The 16,818-nt window shown below is 74.9% G+C and carries 18 protein-coding genes; 13 read left to right on the forward strand and 5 right to left on the reverse strand.

The features are described 5' to 3' along the window. Positions 1-33: 33 nt before the first annotated feature. A complete protein-coding gene (locus K1Y72_RS17185; protein ID WP_220167355.1) occupies positions 34-927 on the forward strand; it encodes a LysR substrate-binding domain-containing protein in 894 nt (297 codons plus the stop codon). 10 nt (positions 928-937) lie between these two features. On the opposite strand, the gene K1Y72_RS17190 is transcribed toward K1Y72_RS17185, so the two are convergent. Together K1Y72_RS17190 and K1Y72_RS17195 are read right to left on the reverse strand one after the other, a co-directional pair. After that, complete coding sequence (locus K1Y72_RS17190; RefSeq protein ID WP_220167356.1) at positions 938-1,993, reverse strand: phosphotransferase; 1,056 nt, start codon at positions 1,991-1,993, stop codon at positions 938-940. A 129-nt stretch (positions 1,994-2,122) separates the two neighbouring features. Continuing rightward, on the reverse strand, positions 2,123-2,971 hold the full coding sequence (locus K1Y72_RS17195; protein WP_220167357.1) for an oxidoreductase: 849 nt from the start codon (positions 2,969-2,971) through the stop codon (positions 2,123-2,125). A 311-nt stretch (positions 2,972-3,282) separates the two neighbouring features. Between K1Y72_RS17195 and K1Y72_RS17200 the strand changes: the two genes are divergently transcribed. From K1Y72_RS17200 to K1Y72_RS37180, 7 genes are all read left to right on the forward strand, one after another. Then, positions 3,283-3,825, forward strand: coding sequence for a TetR/AcrR family transcriptional regulator (locus K1Y72_RS17200; RefSeq protein WP_220167358.1), 543 nt, complete (start codon positions 3,283-3,285; stop codon positions 3,823-3,825). A 255-nt stretch (positions 3,826-4,080) separates the two neighbouring features. After that, positions 4,081-5,436, forward strand: a complete 1,356-nt coding sequence (locus K1Y72_RS17205) for an RNA-guided endonuclease InsQ/TnpB family protein (RefSeq protein ID WP_504739484.1) — start codon at positions 4,081-4,083, stop codon at positions 5,434-5,436. After that, complete coding sequence (locus K1Y72_RS17210; protein ID WP_220167359.1) at positions 5,334-5,642, forward strand: hypothetical protein; 309 nt, start codon at positions 5,334-5,336, stop codon at positions 5,640-5,642. The genes K1Y72_RS17205 and K1Y72_RS17210 overlap by 103 nt, the downstream gene beginning before the upstream one ends. Then, a complete protein-coding gene (locus tag K1Y72_RS17215) occupies positions 5,639-6,598 on the forward strand; it encodes an ABC transporter permease (protein ID WP_308287115.1) in 960 nt (319 codons plus the stop codon). Before K1Y72_RS17210 ends, K1Y72_RS17215 begins: the two co-directional genes overlap by 4 nt. Then, positions 6,595-7,431, forward strand: coding sequence for an ABC transporter permease (locus K1Y72_RS17220; protein WP_220167360.1), 837 nt, complete (start codon positions 6,595-6,597; stop codon positions 7,429-7,431). Before K1Y72_RS17215 ends, K1Y72_RS17220 begins: the two co-directional genes overlap by 4 nt. Beyond that, positions 7,428-9,125 (forward strand): ABC transporter ATP-binding protein, encoded by a 1,698-nt coding sequence (locus K1Y72_RS17225; RefSeq protein ID WP_220167361.1) that lies wholly within the window; start codon positions 7,428-7,430, stop codon positions 9,123-9,125. The genes K1Y72_RS17220 and K1Y72_RS17225 overlap by 4 nt, the downstream gene beginning before the upstream one ends. A 12-nt stretch (positions 9,126-9,137) precedes the next feature. After that, positions 9,138-10,232, forward strand: coding sequence for a peptidase C39 family protein (locus K1Y72_RS37180; protein ID WP_220167362.1), 1,095 nt, complete (start codon positions 9,138-9,140; stop codon positions 10,230-10,232). On the opposite strand, the gene K1Y72_RS17235 is transcribed toward K1Y72_RS37180, so the two are convergent. The 3 genes from K1Y72_RS17235 to K1Y72_RS17245 form a co-directional block, all read right to left on the reverse strand. Beyond that, entirely contained in the window at positions 10,204-10,743 is a 540-nt protein-coding gene (locus K1Y72_RS17235; RefSeq protein WP_220167363.1) for a helix-turn-helix domain-containing protein, read from the reverse strand. The two genes, K1Y72_RS37180 and K1Y72_RS17235, sit on opposite strands and share 29 nt — an antisense overlap. Before the next feature lie 64 nt (positions 10,744-10,807). Next, positions 10,808-11,197, reverse strand: coding sequence for a VOC family protein (locus K1Y72_RS17240; RefSeq protein WP_220167364.1), 390 nt, complete (start codon positions 11,195-11,197; stop codon positions 10,808-10,810). Next, positions 11,194-11,487 carry an ArsR/SmtB family transcription factor gene (locus K1Y72_RS17245; RefSeq protein WP_220167365.1) on the reverse strand — a complete coding sequence of 98 codons (294 nt, stop codon included), beginning with the start codon at positions 11,485-11,487 and terminating at the stop codon, positions 11,194-11,196. The genes K1Y72_RS17240 and K1Y72_RS17245 overlap by 4 nt, the downstream gene beginning before the upstream one ends. Before the next feature lie 132 nt (positions 11,488-11,619). On the opposite strand from K1Y72_RS17245, the gene K1Y72_RS17250 reads away from it, so the two are divergent. From K1Y72_RS17250 to K1Y72_RS17270, 5 genes are all read left to right on the forward strand, one after another. Then, entirely contained in the window at positions 11,620-12,078 is a 459-nt protein-coding gene (locus K1Y72_RS17250; RefSeq protein WP_220167366.1) for a DUF2243 domain-containing protein, read from the forward strand. A gap of 1 nt (position 12,079) precedes the next feature. Beyond that, positions 12,080-12,868 (forward strand): cytochrome c oxidase assembly protein, encoded by a 789-nt coding sequence (locus K1Y72_RS17255; protein ID WP_220167367.1) that lies wholly within the window; start codon positions 12,080-12,082, stop codon positions 12,866-12,868. 54 nt (positions 12,869-12,922) lie between these two features. Next, on the forward strand, positions 12,923-14,101 hold the full coding sequence (locus K1Y72_RS17260) for an ROK family protein (protein ID WP_258572588.1): 1,179 nt from the start codon (positions 12,923-12,925) through the stop codon (positions 14,099-14,101). 161 nt (positions 14,102-14,262) lie between these two features. Beyond that, a complete protein-coding gene (locus K1Y72_RS17265) occupies positions 14,263-15,828 on the forward strand; it encodes a sugar ABC transporter ATP-binding protein (RefSeq protein ID WP_220167369.1) in 1,566 nt (521 codons plus the stop codon). After that, positions 15,821-16,801, forward strand: a complete 981-nt coding sequence (locus K1Y72_RS17270) for an ABC transporter permease (protein WP_220167370.1) — start codon at positions 15,821-15,823, stop codon at positions 16,799-16,801. Before K1Y72_RS17265 ends, K1Y72_RS17270 begins: the two co-directional genes overlap by 8 nt. Positions 16,802-16,818 lie beyond the last annotated feature (17 nt).

Consider the following 16,818-nt stretch of genomic DNA (forward strand, 5'->3'; position numbering starts at 1 on the left):
ATCAATATCCGTGCCGATTGAGATGACACCCATATGGATCTTCGTCATCTGCGGTACTTCGTGGCCGTCGCCGAGGAGCTCCACTTCGGGCGCGCCGCCGAGCGCCTCACCATGGCGCAGCCGCCGCTCTCGCAGGCGATCCGGCAGCTGGAGGGCGACCTCGGCGTCGAGCTGCTGCACCGCACCACGCGCCGCGTCGAGCTCACCGACGCGGGCCGCGGCTACCTCGCACGGGCCCGCCGCATCCTCGGCGAGGTCGACGAGGCCGCGCACGAGGCGCGCCGCGTCGCGGCGGGCGCCGTCGGGCACCTGGCGATCGGCTGCGTGGGGTCGGCGACCTACAGCCTGCTGCCCGCCCTCTCGCGCGGCCTGTCCCGGGAGCTGCCCGGCGTCGACTTCTCCTTCCGCGGCGAGATGCTGGCGCCCGACCAGGCCGCGGCGCTGCGGACCGGCGAGATCGACCTCGCACTGCTGCGGCCGCCCGTCGCCGACCTCGCCCTCACCGTCCGGCCGCTCCGCCGCGACCGGCTCGTCGTCGCCGTCCCCGCCGACCATCGGCTCGCCGCGCGCGCGCAGGTGCGGGTCGCCGACCTCGCGGGCACCGGCCTCATCGTGCACTCCGCCGACCGCCGCTCGGTGATGTACGACGTCGTCCTCGGCCTGTTCCGGGACGCCGGGGTCGAGCCCCGCATCCGCCACGAGGTCGGCGAGACCTCCACGCTGGTCACCCTCGTCGCGGGCGGGCTCGGCGCGGCCGTCGTCCCCGAGCCGGTGACGGCCCTCGCCCTGGACGGCGTCGCCTTCCGGCCGCTGGTGCGCCCGGCGGCGGGCGTCGACCTCGCCCTGGCCCACCGCACCGACCGCACCGAGCCGCACCTCGCCCGCGCCGTCGCGGTCGTCCAGCGGATCGTGCGGGCGGGCGGGTGAGCGCGCGGCGTCAGGGCAGCAGCGCGAGGGCCTTGAGGTCGAGGGCGTGGCGGGCGTGCCGGGCGGTCATGGTGCAGAACATCGTGTCGCCGCGCTCGGTGCGGCCGACGAGCATCGCGGCGCCGATCGCCATGACGATGCCGTGGAAGGCGTGGCGCCGGTAGGCGTCCCAGCAGTCGGTCCAGGACAGCCGGACGCCGCGCGCGGCGAGCGCCGCGTGGTAGCGGCGGACGAGGGCCTCCTCGTGGTCGCGCCGGACCCGGACGGGCAGGCTGGAGCCGAGGAAGTAGGCGAGGTCGGACGGTCCCGGCCCGTAGATACAGGTCTGCCAGTCCAGGACGACCGGGCGCGGCCCGCCGAACAGCAGGTTGTCGGCGCGGAAGTCACCGTGCGCGAGCGTCGGGGGCGCGTCGCCGACCGCCAGGTAGCCGCCGATGGACGGCAGGAAGTCCTCGATCAGGCCCATGACCTCGGGTTCCAGCCGGGCGGCGTAGCGCTCCTTGAACCCCTCGTACAGGCCGGTCACCATCGCGGCGGTGAACGCGGCCGCCTCGGCGTCGTGCCGGTTCAGCCAGGGCAGCGCGGCGAGTTCGGGGGCGTCCCAGCCGGCGGCGTGCAGCACCGCCATCTCGTCGATCGCGGCGGCGGCCTGGTCCGCGGTGACGCCCGCGATCTGGTCGCCGGACGTGGCGGGCGCGAGGTCCTGGAGGAGGACGGCGTAGTCGTCGGCCTCGGGCTCGTAGGCGGAGAAGTGGCAGGCGGGGACGCTGGCGTCGAGGCCGGCGGCGAGGTGGGCGTAGAAGCCGGCCTCGATCTCATAGGTGCGGATCGCGCGGGCCGCGGCGCGGCTGGACGGGTCCGCTGCGGGCACCTTGGCGACCATCGTCGCGGGCAGCCCGGCGGGGCGGTCGTAGTCCAGCCGCAGCCGCAGGCTGTCCGAGACCTGGCCGGTGCCGACCGGCTCGGCCGTGACGGCGGTGACGGCGGCGCCGTCCAGGGCGGGCGCGAGGGCCCCGGTCAGCCATTCCGCGGTGAGGCCGGCCGCGCCGGCGACGGGCCCGGTCACCGCCCGCCGCCTGCGGTGCTCCGGGACCGGCCGTGCTGGAGGGACGTCGCCATGGGGTGGATCCTCCGGGGTGGGGGGTGGGAAGATCCTCCGGCCGTCCGGGCGCGAAAACAAGGGGTCCGGCGCTCGTCATCGCCCCTCGTCCGCGGCCGGGAAGTCGGTGGAGGCGCTCAGCCAGGCCCACTTCTCGGTCTCGGCGGCGCGCGCCTCGGCGGCCTCGCGGGCCAGGGCCAGGGCGTCGGTGCCGAGCAGGAGGCGGCGCGGCGGCTCGGCGGAGGCGACGGCGTCGATGACGGCGCGCGCGGCGCGGGCCGGGTCGCCGGGCTGCGCGCCGTCGTTGTCCCGGCGGTAGCGGTTGAGGGCGCCGACCGTCCCGGCGTAGTCGGGGCCGACCTCGTGCAGCTCCATGGACGAGCCCTGCCAGTCGGTGCGGAACGCGCCCGGCTCGACGATGACGACCTTCACCCCGAACGGCGCGACCTCGGCCGCGAGCACCTCCGAGAACCCCTCGACCGCGAACTTGGCGGTCTGGTAGGCGCCCAGGCCGGGAGTTCCGCCGACGCGGCCGCCGATGGAGGAGACCTGCACGAAGACGCCCGACCGCTGCGCGCGCAGCACCGGCAGCGCCGCCCGCGTCACGTTGACGACGCCGAACAGGTTCGTCTCGATCTGGGCGCGCAGGTCGTCCTCGGCCATCTCCTCGATCGGCGCGCTGTTGGCGTACCCGGCGTTGTTGACGACGACGTCGAGGCCGCCGAAGGCCCGGGTCGCCTCCTCGACGGCGCGGGCGGCCGCGGCGGCGTCGGTGACGTCCAGCGCGACCGGCCGGATCCGCTCGCCGTACCGGGCGGCCAGGTCGTCCAGCCCCTCGGGGCGGCGCGCGGCGGCGACGACGCGGTCCCCGTTCGCCAGGACCGCCTCGGTGAGGGCGCGCCCGAGCCCGCGCGACGCCCCGGTGATCAACCATGTGCGGGCCATGTCCGCTCCCTTGCTCCTCGGATTAACTGTCACACAAATGTAGCACTTAGGGGTGCGCGGGTATTCCCGGTACGCCTCAGCTCGGCGGCGCCCGGCCCGGCGGAGGTCGCGCCGACGACGGTGCGGCGGTCCGGGTCGACGAGGACGCGGGCGCGGCGGTCGGCGGCCGGGCAGCCGCTCGGTGATCTCCTGGAGGAACCAGCCGCTGCCGTCGGGGTCGACGACCTAAGCCATTCGACGGCGGGCGGCCATCGGCAACTGCCCCCGAAGTGTGGCGAATGGACGGCCAAGGTCGCCGGTACCGTGGCGGTATGAGAGCCGACGCGCAACGCAACCTGGAGCTCGTCCTCCGCACCGGGGCCCGCCTGCTGGCCGACGACCCGTCGGCCAGCATCGCCGCGATCGCCGCCGCCGCAGGGGTGGACCGGCGCACCGTCTACCGGCGCTTCGCCTCCCGTGACGAGCTGCTGCTCGCGGTGTACGGGGCGCGCTACGACGCGGTCGAGGAGGCGATCGAGGCGGCCCGGCTGCGCGAGGCGCCCGTCGGGGTCGCGCTGCACCGCTACGTGGAGGGGATCGTCGCGGTGAACCGCGCCTGGCCGGTGGAGGCGGGCCACCTGCTCACCGAGCCGGCGATCCAGGAGCGGCGGCGGCGCCTCGCCGGGGAGGTCGAGGCGTTCCTCGGGCGGGCCGAGGACGAGGGCCTGGTGCGGCCCGGCCTGCCGGCCGGCTGGGCGGCGTCGCTGCTGCCGCCGCTGATGCTGCACGCGGCGGAGGATCTGCCCGACCTCAGCCCGGCGCGGGCCGCCGACGTGGTGGTCGACACCCTGCTGCGCGGCGTCGGACGGCGGTGACCGCGCTCACCTGCGCAAAGAATCCGCTCTTCTGGCGTTTTCACCCTTGATGGGTGTTTACTATACCAATCCAATCGGATTGCTTCAGTAGACAGCTTGAGGGAGACGCCATGGTTCGGACCGACGGACCGGCACTGTACGGCCGGCGCAGCGTGCTGAGGACGGGCCTCGCCACCATAAGGCGACACCCTCGCTTGAATACTTGACGCAACAGACTGACCACGGAAAGCGAGGACGAGTGGATATAGTCGCATTGTGCAGTTGCGCTACAACTTCCGCGTCTACCCCACACCCGGCCAGCAGCTTGAGTTGGCGAAGGCGTTCGGATGCGCACGGGTGGTGTTCAACGACGGCTTGATACTGCGCCGACAGGCCAGTGAGCAGGGACTGCCGTACGTGTCGGACACCGAACTGTCCAAGCGGGTCATCACCCAGGCCAAGCGAACCAAGGACCGGGCGTGGCTGGGTGACGTGTCGGCCGTGGTGCTGCAACAGGCTCTGGCCGATCTGAACACCGCCTACCGTAATTTCTTCGCTTCACTTACCGGCAACCGCAAGGGATGCAAGGTCGCGCTGCCTCGCTTCCGCTCGCGCAAGGACGGCCGACAGACCGTGCGCTTCACCCGCAACGCCAAATTCAAGGTTCTCGATAATGGCCGGTTGCGGTTGCCGAAGATCGGCGATGTGCAGGTCCGCTGGTCGAGGAGACTGCCTTCGGAGCCTTCGTCGGTGACGGTCGTCAAGGACGCGGCCGGTCGGTACTTTGCCTCCTTCGTCGTGCAGACCGTCGAGAATGAGGCGCTGCCGCCGGTGGAGTCAGAGGTGGGCATCGACCTGGGGCTGACGCATTTCGCGGTGCTGTCGGACGGTACCAAGATCACCGCTCCCAAGTTCCTGCGCCGTGCCGCCCGGAAGCTCAAGCGGCTACAGCAGACGCTGTCACGCAAGTCCAAGGCCAGCAACCGCCGCAGAAAAGCCGCTCTGAAGCTCGCCCGTGCTCATGCCCGAGTGGCCGATGCCCGGCGGGACTGGCAGCACAAGCTCTCGACACAGATCATCCGCGACAACCAAGCGGTGTATGTCGAGAACCTGTGCGTCACCGGTCTCGCCCGCACCAAGCTCGCCAAGAGTGTCCATGACGCCGGGTGGGCGAGGTTCACCGCCATGCTGGAGTACAAGGCCGCCCGATACGGGCGCGCCTTTCACCGGGTGGACCGGTTCTTCCCTTCCACCCGTACGTGCTCGGCCTGTGGGCGCATCACCGACAAGATGGCTTTGAACGTCCGGTCATGGACCTGTCCCTGCGGGGCGGTCCATGACCGGGACGTCAACGCCGCCGTCAACATCCTGGCCGCCGGACGGGCGGACAGGCTAAACGACCGTGGAGCGCAGGTAAGACCGGAACGTGTTCCGGCACCGCGCGACGAAGCGGTAACCCATCCCGACGCCGCGTCCCTCAGGCGCGGCGTGGAGGGGATCTCCGTTTCTCGGACCGGAGAGGACGTCACATGTGGTACTTCAACACCACCGGCGACCCGGGCGAGCTGGCGTCCTGGCTGCTCGGCGAGGGCAACCCCGCCAAGTACAAGAACGCCAAGGTCACCTCGCTGATCACGCAGGCGGGGACGGAGACGGACCGGGCCGAGCGCGCCGCGCTGCTGATCCAGGCGCAGGCCGCGCAGGCCGCCGACGCGGCCTACGCGCCGCTCTGGTGGGGGCAGTCGGCGGTCGCGCTCGCCGAGTCGATCGGGTTCAAGGACTACACGTCCTACTCCCTGCTCGGCGCGTGGCCGTCCCACGTGTACGCCGCGAAGTGAACCGCGGCATCCTCGCGTTCGCCGCGCGGCGCCTCGGCATGACGCTGGTGCTGCTGCTCGTGCTGTCGCTGCTGGTGTACGGGCTGATGTTCCTCGCCCCCGGGGACGTCGCCCGCAACCTGCTCGGCACCAAGAACGTCACGCCCGAGGCGCTCGCGCAGATCCGCGCCCAGTACGACCTGGACGAGCCGTTCCTCGTCCAGTACTGGCACTGGGCCGGGCACGCGCTCGCCGGCGACTTCGGCACCTCGATCCGGACCGGCGGCCCCGTCGGCCGGATGCTGCTGGACCGCGTCGGGATCACCGCCGCGATCTCCGGGCTGGCGTTCGCGCTCGCGGTGCTGGCGGGCGTCCCGGCGGGCGTCGCCGCCGCCCTCCGCCGCGGGCGCTGGGCGGACCGGCTGCTCGTCGGCGGCTCGGTCGTCGGCGTGAGCGCCCCCGGCTTCGCCGTCAGCCTCATCCTGCTGTACGTGTTCGCCGTCGGCCTCGGCTGGTTCCCGATCTACGGGACGGGCGAGGGGTTCCTCGACGGGCTCTGGCACCTGGTGCTGCCCTCGGTCGCGCTCGCGCTCGGGCTCGGCGCGTTCGTGGTGAAGCTGACGCGCGCCGCCGTCGTCCGCGAGCTGGACCAGGACTACGTGACGTTCGCGCGCAGCCGCGGCCTCGGCCGCGGCACGGTCCTGCGGATCGTCCTGCGCAACGCCGCGATCCCGATCGTGACGAGCCTCGGGCTGATGGTCGGCTACCTGTTCGGCGGCACCGTCCTCATCGAGGTGACGTTCGCGCTGCCGGGCCTCGGCGCGCTGCTGGAGGACGCCGTGCTGTTCAAGGACTTCCCCGTCGTGCAGGCGCTGACCGTGCTCGTCGCGTCCGTCGTCTCGGTCACGGCGCTGCTGGTCGACCTGGCCTACCTGGCCATCGACCCGCGCGTCCGCAACCGGACGGTGCGGTCGTGACCCGCCCGTCCGCCCGGCTCCGGCGCCTCCCCGCGACGATCGCCCTGTCGGTCCTGCTGCTGGCCGCCGTGGCGGTCTGCGCGGTCGCGGGCGGCCTGATCGCCCCGCACGCCCTGGACCAGGACATCTACACCGGCACCGTCGGCGCGGGCGTGGACGGGCACCTGCTCGGCACCGACAAGCTCGGCCGCGACATCCTGCAGCTGTCCCTCGCCGGCGCCCGCTCGGCGCTCGCCGGGCCGCTGCTCGTCGCCGCCGGCTCGATGCTGGTCGGCGTGCTGCTCGGCACCGTCGCCGGCTACCGCGGCGGGCTGCTCGACCAGCTCGTCGGCCGCTACGCCGACCTCGTGCTCGCGCTGCCCGCCGTGCTGCTCGCGATCGTCGTCGCCGGGCTGCTCGGCGGCGGCTACTGGATCACCGTGGCGGTGCTGGTGGTGCTGTTCTCCCCGTCCGACGTCCGGCTGGTCCGCGCCGCGGTGATCGAGCAGGCGTCCCGCCCCTACATCGAGTCGGCGCGGGTGCTCGGCGTCCGCCCCGCCCGGATCATGTTCCGGCACCTCACCCCCAACATCGTCCCCGTCGTCGTGGCGAACCTGCTGCTGAACGTGGCGTTCGCGCTGGTCGCGCTCTCCTCGCTGTCCTACCTCGGCCTCGGCGTGCCGCCCGGCGCGCCCGACTGGGGGCGGCAGCTCGCCGACGGCCGCGAGCTGCTCGGCGACAACCCGCTCGCCGCGATCGTCCCCGGCCTGCTGATCATCGCGACCGCGACCGCCGTCAACCTGCTCGGCGACGGGGTCTCCGAGGCCCTCGACCGGAAGGTGGCGGCCCGATGAGCGCGCCGCTGCTCGCCGCCCGCGACCTGCGCGTCACCGGCCCGTCCGGCGTCCTCGTAGCCGGCCTCGACCTCACCGTCCGGCACGGCGAGACCGTCGCGATCGTCGGCGAGTCCGGGTCGGGCAAGTCCATGGCGGTGAAGGCGCTGAGCGGGCTGCTGCCCGCCGGCGTGCGTGCGTCCGGCGAGATCGAGCTGGACGGCGAGCGCGTCGACCCCGACGGGTCCGCGCCCGGCTGGCGGCGGATCCGCGGCGCCCGCGTCGCGCTGCTGCTCCAGGACCCCTTCACCTCGCTGTCGCCGGTGCACCGGTGCGGCGAGCAGATCGGCTGGGCGGTCGCGGACCGGCGCCGCCGCGCCGACCGCGTCGCCGCGCTGCTCGCCGAGGTCGGCCTGCCCGCCGACGTTGCGGGCCGCTACCCGTTCGAGCTGTCGGGCGGCATGCGGCAGCGCGTCGCGATCGCCGCCGGGCTCGCCGCGGGCCCCGACCTGCTGATCGCCGACGAGCCGACGACCGCGCTCGACGTCACCACCCAGCGCGAGGTCCTCGACCTCGTCGCCGGGCTCCAGGCCGAGCGGCGGATGGGCCTGATCCTGGTCACCCACGACCTGCGGCTGGCGCGCAGCCGCGCCGACCGCATCCTGGTCATGTACGCGGGGCGGCTCGCCGAGGCCGGCCCGGCCGCCGACGTCCTGCGCGCCCCCGCGCACCCCTACACCGCGCGGCTCGCCGCCTGCGACCCGCCGCTCGGACGGCGCCTCGCGACGCTGCCGACCATCCCCGGCTCGGTGCCGCAGCCGTTCACCGTCGGGGACGCGTGCCCGTTCGCGGCGCGCTGCGAGCTGGCCGTGGACGCCTGCCGCACCGCCGCTCCCCCGGCCGTCGAGGTCGCGCCGGGGCACCTCAGCGCGTGCATCCGCACCGCCGAGACGACCGTCCCGACCCCCGAACCCGCCGCGCCCGCCGGTGCAGCGGCGGTGGCGGGCGAGGCGGCGCTGACGGTGCGCGGGATCGCCAAGCGGTTCCGCGGCACCGCCGCCCTGGACGGCGTCGACCTGGACGTCGGCAGGGGCGAGGCCGTCGCGGTCGTCGGCGAGTCGGGGTCGGGCAAGACCACGCTGGCCCGCTGCGTCGTCGGCCTGGAGACCCCCGACGCGGGCACCGTCGACGTCGGCGGCGCGCCCGCCGGGCCGCGCCGCGTCCAGATCGTCTTCCAGGACCCCTACTCCGCGCTCAACCCCGGCATGACCGTCGGGGCGTCCCTCGCCGAGGCGCTGCGCGCCGCCGGGCGCCCCCGCTCGGAGGTCCCCGAGCTGCTGGACATGGTCGGCCTGCCCGCCGGGTACGCGCGGCGCCGCCCCCGGGCGCTGTCGGGCGGCGAGCGGCAGCGCGTCGCGATCGCCCGCGCCCTCGCGCCCCGCGCCGGGGTCCTCGTCTGCGACGAGCCGGTGTCGGCGCTGGACGTGTCGGTGCAGGCCGGCGTGCTGAACCTGCTCGCCGGGCTCCGCCGCGACCTCGGCCTCACCCTCCTGTTCATCACCCACGACCTCGCCATCGCCCGGCAGGTCGCCGACCGCGTCTACGTCATGCGGCGCGGCGCGGTCGTGGAGAGCGGGCCGGCCGCCGGCGTGCTGTCGGCGCCGTCCCACCCCTACACCCGGCGGCTGCTGGCGAGCCTCCCGGCCGCGGACTGAGAAAGGCACCACGTGTCGCGACTTGTGATCGACGTCCTGCCGGTGGCGGGCACGGCGGCGGGCGCCGCCGACCTGACCGGCGTCCCGGCGGAGCTGCTGCGGCGCTGGGACCGGCACGGCGGCGTCCAGGAGGCCGCGCTGGTCACCGCCCGCGACGGCGGCGCGCTCGTCGCCGCCGCCTTCGAGGCGCACCGCCCGCTGACCGCCTACCGCAAGATCGTCGACGTGTGGGCGGCCGACGACGCCGCCGGGGACCTGCTCGTCGAGAACGTCGAGGAGCGGGCCTGGCGGGACGGCGCGGTCGCCGTCAAGCGCGAGTTCGCCGCCCGCGACGGCGCGTGGCGGCGCGCGCTGGAGCGCGGCTACGTCGAGGTCCCGGTCCCGCGCTGGGCCGGGCCGGTCGCGGGCCCGCACCGGGCCGAGGAGCGGTTCGGGCTGGTGCGCTGGCGGGACGCGGCGCCGCGCCGCGCCGTCCCCTACATGCGGCAGACCACCGACTTCACCTGCGGCCCCGTCGCCCTGCAGATGGGGCTCGCCGCGCTCGGGCTGCGCGGCGAGCCGGACCGCGCCGACGAGATGCGGCTCTGGCGGACCGCCACCACCGTCGGCGGCTGCGAACCGCTCGGCCTCGCCCTCGCCGCCGCCGACGAGGGCGCGGCGCCGCAGGTGCTGCTGTCCACCGAGGAGCCGATCCTGCTGGAGCTGTGCAGGAACGACGAGGAGCGCGACCTGCGCGCGTTCCTGCAGTCGGGGTTCCGCGCCGAGGCCGCCGCCCGCGGCCTGGACGTGCGGACCGAGACGTTCGGCCTCGCCGCCCTGCGCGAGGCGCTCGCCGGCGGCGCGGTCGCGCTCGTCCTCATCGACGAGCTCGGCATGCACGCCGAGAGCTGCCCGCACTGGATCACCGTCCACGGCGCGGCCGGCGACGTCTTCTACGCCAACGACCCGTGGACCGACGCCGACCTTGGCGAGACCTACCTGGACGCCGCCGACCTGCCGCTGCCCGCCGCGACGCTGGACCGGCTCGCCTGGTACGGGTCGCCCGCCTACCGGGGCCTCGTGCTGCTGCGGCCCGCCGTCAGTCCGACGGCATCGACAGGAGGGTGAGCAGCCGGGCGGTCCCGCCGCCGGCGGTGTAGCTGTGCTCGGCCTCGCCGGAGAAGCGGGCGCCGTCGCCGGGCCCGAGCCGGACCGTCCACTGCCCGCTCTCCAGGACGACCTCGCCCGCCAGCACGTAGGCGAACTCCTCCGACCCGCGGCCGTGCGGGGCGCTGTCGCGGGGCTCCCCGGCCGCGAGCGTCGTCTCGTAGACCTCGAAGCGGCGCCGGTCGGGGCTGGAGAACAGCGTCCGGGCGCCCTCCCCGGCGGCGGCGCGCAGCACCTGCGGCTCGTAGAGGGGCGTGCGGATCAGGTCGGTGAAGTCCAGGTCCAGCGCGGTGGCGACCGCCGACAGCACCTCGATGGTGGGGTTGGCGACGCCGCGCTCCAGCTGCGACAGCAGCGCCTTGCTGACGCCCGCCTGCTCGGCGAGGTCGCGGAGGCTGAACCCCCGCGACCCGCGCGCGTACCGCAGGTTCTCCGCGATGGCCGCCCGCAGGCGCTCGGTTGATGCGCTCATTTCGCCCCCATCGTGGCACAGCCCGGGGCGCGGCCCGCGCCCGGTCGGCGCGACGGCGGCGCCGTCAGCCGGTCCGCTGCGCGAGCTGGATGAGGTTGCCGCAGGTGTCGTCGAGGACGGCGGTGACGACCGGACCCATCTCCAGGGGCTCCTGGGTGAAGCGCACCCCGAGGCCGGTGAGACGCGCGAATTCGGCCCGGACGTCCTCGACGGCGAAGGCGGCGGCCGGGATGCCGTCCGCGGCGAGCGCGTCCCGGAAGGGCTTGACGGCCGGGTGCTGGTCGGGCTCCAGGAGCAGCTCGGCGCCGCCGGGGTCCTCGGGCGACACCACCGTCAGCCAGCGGAACTCCCCCAGCGGCACGTCGTGCTTCGGTACGAACCCGAGCGCCTCGGTGTAGAAGCGCAGGGCCTTCTCCTGGTCGTCCACGAAGACGCTGGTCAGGTGGATCCTCATCGGCCGTCCTCCGGCGCGTTCGGCCGGAGCCACCGTTCGACGATGTGCTCCAGCGGTGCGGTGTCCAGGTCGTGGAACCGGTAGCGGCCCTCGCGCCGCACCGTCACCAGCCCCGCGGCCTCCAAGACCGCGAGGTGCTGGCTGACCGCCTGGCGGGTGAGGCCGAGGCCGTACCGGGTGGCCAGGCGGCCGCAGATCTCGAACAGCGACTGGCCGTCGCGCTCGGTCAGCTCGTCCAGGATGCGCCGCCGGTTCGGGTCGGCCAGCGCCTTGAACAGCTCGTCCGCCACCCCCGCACGATAGGCAAGTGGCGACTTCCCTGTCAACGACCGCCGGACGGCCCGCGCGGCGGCATGCGTGCGCCGGGCCTCGAGCGGGTAGCCGGAGGGGGCCGTTATGCCGATCATGAGGAGGGGACCGCCATGGCGTCCACCGCGTCCGCCGCCGCCCCGTCCCGCGCGCCGGCGCGCACCCGCTCGATCTGGGCCGGGGTGCTCGTCGGCGTCGGGTTCGCGGCGTTCGTCGACGAGACCGTCTTCCACCAGCTCCTGCACTGGCACCACTTCTACGACAAGTCGACGCCGGCGGCCGGGCTGGTGTCGGACGGGCTGTTCCACGCCTTCGGCTGGTTCGCCGTCGTCATCGGGCTCGTCATGGTCGCCGACCTGGCGCGCCGGGGCGGGCCCGCCCGCTGGGCGCTCGCCGGCGGCGTGCTGCTCGGCGCCGGCGGCTTCCAGCTCTACGACGGGACGGTCCAGCACAAGCTGCTGCGGCTCCACCAGATCCGCTACCACGTGGAGATCGCGCCCTACGACTGGACGTGGAACGTCATCGCCGTCCTGCTCCTGATCGCGGGCGTGCTCGCGCTGCGGAAGGGCTGACATGCTCCTCGCCGAGACGCTCCTCGTCGCCTCCGCCCTCGCGGTCTGCCTGCTCTACCTGACCGCCGCCGCCCGGCTGCGGCGGCGCGGTGACTCTTGGCCGTGGCTGCGGGACGCCGCTTTCGCCGCGGGCACCGCGGCCGTCGTCGCCGCCGTCGCGCTGCCCATGCCGGGCGGCGAGTTCACCGGCCACATGGCCGGCCACCTGCTGCTCGGCATGTACGCGCCGCTGCTGCTCGTCCTCGCGCGGCCGGTGACGCTGGCGCTCCGCGCGCTGCCGCCGGGACGGGCGCGCCGGACGCTGCTGGCGGCCGTCCGGTCGCGGCCCGCCGCCGCGCTGGTGTGGCCGCCGGTCGCGGCGCTGCTGGACGTCGGCGGCCTGTGGCTGCTGTACCGGACGCCGCTGTTCGAGCGGACGCACGAGTCGATGCCGCTGCACATGCTCGTGCACCTGCACGTTCTGGCGGCCGGGCTGCTGTTCACCCTGGCGATCTGCCAGGTGGAGCCGCTGCGGCACCGCTCGTCCCTGCCGCTGCGGGCCGGGACGCTCGTCGCGGCGGGCGCGGCGCACGCCGTCCTGGCCCGGTCGCTGTACGCGGCCCCGCCGCCCGGGACGGATTTCGGTCCGGCCGACCTGCACCGGGGGGCCGAGCTCATGTACTACGGCGGTGACGCCGCCGAGATCGCGCTCGCCCTCGTCCTCGCCCTCGGCTGGTACGCCGCCGAGGGCCGCGCCCTCCGCCGCGAACGCCGTCGCACCCGCAGCACGGGGGCCGACTTCGTCCTGTGAGAGGACGAAGACCCTAGACTGGGCGGCGGAACCGGACGGGGGCGGACGATGCGGATGGCGCGACCGGAGAACGCTCACCAGGCGCGGCTGCTCGGGCTGCTGCGCGACGAGGGCCCGCGCTCGCGGGCCGAGCTCGGCGACGTCGTGCGGCTGGCGCGGTCCAAGCTCGCGGTCGAGCTGGACCGGCTCGCCGTGCTCGGGCTCGTCGAGCAGGCCGGCCTCGCCGCCTCGCGCGGCGGCCGCCGCTCGGGGATCGTGCGCCTGTCGTCGCGGCTCCGCTTCGTCGGCGTGGACATCGGCGCCACCTCGGTGGACGTCGCGGTGACGAGCGGCGAGCTGGAGATCCTCGGGCACCTGTCGGAGCCGTGCGACGTCCGCTCGGGGCCGGCGGCGGTGCTCGACCGGGCGATGGCGATGCTCGGCGCGCTGCGCGAGCGGGGCCTGTTCACCGAGGTCCACGGCGCCGGCCTCGGCGTGCCGGGGCCGGTGAGCTTCCGCGACGGCGTCCCGGTCGCCCCGCCCATCATGCCCGGCTGGGACCGCTACCCCGTGCGCGACGCCGTCGCCGCCGAGCTCGGCTGCCCGGCGCTGCTGGACAACGACGTGAACATCATGGCGCTCGGCGAGCTGCACGCCGGGCCGGCCCGGACGGTGGACGACTTCCTGCTCGTCAAGATCGGGACCGGCATCGGCTGCGGCATCGTCGTCGGGTCCCGCATCTACCGGGGCGTGTCCGGCAGCGCCGGCGACATCGGCCACATCCGGGTGGACGACGCCGGCCCGCTCTGCGCCTGCGGGAACGCCGGCTGCCTGGAGGCGTTCTTCGGCGGCGCCGCGCTCGCCCGCGACGCGCTCGCGGCCGCCCGCGCGGGCCGCTCGGCCTTCCTCGCCGGGCGGCTGGCCGAGGCGGGCGAGGTCACCGCCGCCGACGTCGCGGCCGCCGCGGCGGCCGGGGATCCGGTCGCGGTGGCGATGGTCCGCGAGGGCGGGCGGCGCCTCGGGCAGATCCTCGCCGGGCTGGTCAGCTTCTTCAACCCGGGCCTGGTGGTGATCTCGGGCGGCGTCGCCGGGCTCGGGCACCCGCTGCTCGCCGAGATCCGCTCGGTGGTGTACCGGCGGTCAGCGCCGCTCGCCACCGGCAACCTGCCCATCGTGCTGTCGGAGCTGGACGGCACCGCCGGCGTCATCGGGGGCGCCCGGATGATCAGCGACCAGGTGCTGTCGGTGGCCTGACCGGCGCCGCCCGCGGCCCGGCACGGCGGTACCGCACGGCGATCCCGCACGCCCGTCTTTGTCCTCACTCAGAACAAAGATCGCTCGATTTGAAGAAAAGGTCTTCTCTCCGGCGGCGAAAGGGGTTACGTTCGCGCCAGACCCGGAAGGGGGCGGCGAGGATGACCGACGACACGGCCCGGCCCGGCGGGGCGGCGCCCCCCGGCGAGCCGCCGCTGCTGGAGATGACCGGCATCGTCAAGCAGTTCCCGGGCGCCCGCGCCCTGGACGGCGTCGACCTGTCGGTCCGCGCCGGGGAGGTGCACTGCCTGCTCGGGCAGAACGGCGCCGGCAAGTCCACCCTGATCAAGGTGCTGGCGGGCGCGCACCGCCCCGACGCCGGGAGCGTCCGGCTCGCCGGGCGCGAGATCCGCCCGGCGAGCCCGACGGCGGCGCTGCGGCTCGGCATCGCCGCCATCTACCAGGAGCTCGACCTCGTCGACGGCCTGCCGGTCGCCGACAACATCTACCTCGGCCACGAGATGGCGCGCCTCGGCTTCGGGCTGCGCGGCCGCACCCACCGCGCCGCGCGGGACCTGCTCGCCCGCCTCGGCCACCCGGAGATCTCCCCGGCCGCCGAGGTCGGGCGGCTGCCCGCCGCGGGCCGGCAGATCGTCAGCATGGCCCGCGCCCTGTCGCACGACGCCCGGCTGCTCATCATGGACGAGCCGTCGGCGGCCCTGGCCCACCACGAGGTCGCCAACCTGTTCCGCGTCATCCGCGAGCTCACCGCCGCGGGCGTCGCGGTCGTCTACATCTCGCACCGGCTGGAGGAGATCCGCGAGATCGGCGACCGGGTGACCGTCCTCAAGGACGGCCGCAGCGTCGCCGCCGGGCTGCCCGCCGCGACCACCCCGACCGCCCGCGTCGTCGCGCTCATGACCGGCCGCTCCGCCGCCCACGGCTTCCCGGAGCGGCGGCCGGCGCCGGGCGGCGCGCCCGAGGTGCTGCGGGTCGAGGGGCTCACCCTGCCGGGCCGCTTCGCGGACGTGTCCTTCAGTGTGCGCGCCGGGGAGGTCGTCGGGCTGGCCGGGCTGGTCGGCTCGGGCCGCTCGGAGATCCTGGAGACGATCTACGGGGCGCGCCGCCCCGCCGCCGGCCGGGTGCTGCTGGACGGGCGCCCGCTGCCGCCGCGCACCACCGCGGCGGTGCGGCGCGGGATCGGCATGGCGCCCGAGGAGCGCAAGGCGCAGGCGCTCCTGCTGGACGAGTCGGTCGCCCGCAACGTCAGCCTCGCCGCGCTGCCGCGCTACGCGCGGTTCGGGTGGCTGGACCGCCGCCGCGAGCGCGCCGACGTCGCCGCGCGGCTCGCCGACCTCGACGTCCGCCCCGCCGACCCCGACCGCCCGGTGCGCACGCTGTCGGGCGGCAACCAGCAGAAGGCCGTCCTCGCGCGCTGGCTCATCGACCGCCGCCGGGTGCTGCTGCTGGACGAGCCGACCCGCGGCGTCGACGTCGGCGCCCGCGCCGAGCTGTACCGGCTGGTCCGCGACCTGGCGGGCGCCGGGCTCGCGGTCGTGCTGGTGTCCAGCGAGATCCCCGAGGTCCTCGGCCTCGCCGACCGGGTGCTCGTGCTCCGCGAGGGCCGGGTCGTGCACGAGGCCCCGGCGGACGGGCTGGACGAACACGCCGTACTCAACATGATCATGGAGGGGAGCGCCATGGGCGCGGTGACCGGCGATGGATGAGACGGCCCGGTTCGGGCGGGCGACCGCCCTCGCCTGGAGCACCGGCGGCCGGCACGCCGGGCTCGCCGTCGCGCTGCTGCTGCTCGCGATCGTCGGGACGGTGACCCGCCCCGGCACCTTCGCCACCACCGACAACCTGGTGAGCGTCCTCGGGCTCGCCGCCACCATCGGCGTGATCACCGTCGGCATGACGTTCGTGATCGTCGGCGGCGGCATCGACCTGTCGGTCGGCGCGGTCATGGCGCTCGCCTCGGTGTGGGCGACGACGCTCGCCACCCAGGCGTACGGCCCGGCGGTGATGGTGCTCTGCGCGCTGCTCGTCGGGACCGGCGCCGGGCTGCTCAACGGCCTGCTCGTCGCCTACGGCCGGATGGTGCCGTTCATCGCGACGCTCGCGATGCTCGTCGCCGCGCGCGGCCTCGCGCAGCGCCTCTCCGACCGGCGCACCCAGCTCCTGCGCCCCGAGAACGGCGCGATCGAGTCGCTCGCCACCACCCGGGTGCTCGGCCTGCCGCTGCTCGTCTACCTGTTCGCCGCGGTCGCCGTCGCGGGCTGGCTGCTGCTGAACCGCACCACCTTCGGCCGCCGCACCTTCGCCGTCGGCGGCAACCCCGAGGCGGCCCGGCTCGCCGGCATCGACGTGCGGCGGCACACGCTGCTCCTCTACGCGCTGTCCGGCCTGTGCTGCGGCATCGCCGCGATCATCATCATGGCGCGCACCACCACCGGCTCCAGCACCCACGGCGACCTGTACGAGCTGGACGCCATCGCCGCCGTCATCATCGGCGGCACGCTGCTCACCGGCGGGCGCGGCACGCTCGTCGGGTCGCTGCTCGGCCTGCTGGTGTTCACCGTCATCACCGACCTGTTCATCCTCAACGGCCTGGACACCAGCGACCAGCTCATCGCCAAGGGCGCCATCATCATCGCCGCCGTCCTGCTCCAGCGGCGCGGCCTCGCCGCGCGGACCTAGCACCGCCCCCCGCCACC

Origin of the sequence: Actinomadura parmotrematis, assembly GCF_019458805.1 — a bacterium.
Classification (GTDB): Bacteria; Actinomycetota; Actinomycetes; order Streptosporangiales; family Streptosporangiaceae; genus Spirillospora; species Spirillospora parmotrematis.

Bases quoted from the DNA above. Each gene is read 5' to 3' on its own strand.
- K1Y72_RS17185 (WP_220167355.1), top strand. From the start codon at position 34: ATGGATCTTCGTCATCTGCGGTACTTCGTGGCCGTCGCCGAGGAGCTC.
- K1Y72_RS17200 (WP_220167358.1), top strand. From the start codon at position 3,283: ATGAGAGCCGACGCGCAACGCAACCTGGAGCTCGTCCTCCGCACCGGG.
- K1Y72_RS17225 (WP_220167361.1), top strand. From the start codon at position 7,428: ATGAGCGCGCCGCTGCTCGCCGCCCGCGACCTGCGCGTCACCGGCCCG.
- K1Y72_RS17210 (WP_220167359.1), top strand. From the start codon at position 5,334: ATGTGGTACTTCAACACCACCGGCGACCCGGGCGAGCTGGCGTCCTGG.
- K1Y72_RS17265 (WP_220167369.1), top strand. From the start codon at position 14,263: ATGACCGACGACACGGCCCGGCCCGGCGGGGCGGCGCCCCCCGGCGAG.
- K1Y72_RS17195 (WP_220167357.1), bottom strand. From the start codon at position 2,971: ATGGCCCGCACATGGTTGATCACCGGGGCGTCGCGCGGGCTCGGGCGC.
- K1Y72_RS17240 (WP_220167364.1), bottom strand. From the start codon at position 11,197: ATGAGGATCCACCTGACCAGCGTCTTCGTGGACGACCAGGAGAAGGCC.
- K1Y72_RS17270 (WP_220167370.1), top strand. From the start codon at position 15,821: ATGGATGAGACGGCCCGGTTCGGGCGGGCGACCGCCCTCGCCTGGAGC.
- K1Y72_RS17250 (WP_220167366.1), top strand. From the start codon at position 11,620: ATGGCGTCCACCGCGTCCGCCGCCGCCCCGTCCCGCGCGCCGGCGCGC.
- K1Y72_RS17255 (WP_220167367.1), top strand. From the start codon at position 12,080: ATGCTCCTCGCCGAGACGCTCCTCGTCGCCTCCGCCCTCGCGGTCTGC.
- K1Y72_RS17260 (WP_258572588.1), top strand. From the start codon at position 12,923: ATGGCGCGACCGGAGAACGCTCACCAGGCGCGGCTGCTCGGGCTGCTG.
- K1Y72_RS17235 (WP_220167363.1), bottom strand. From the start codon at position 10,743: ATGAGCGCATCAACCGAGCGCCTGCGGGCGGCCATCGCGGAGAACCTG.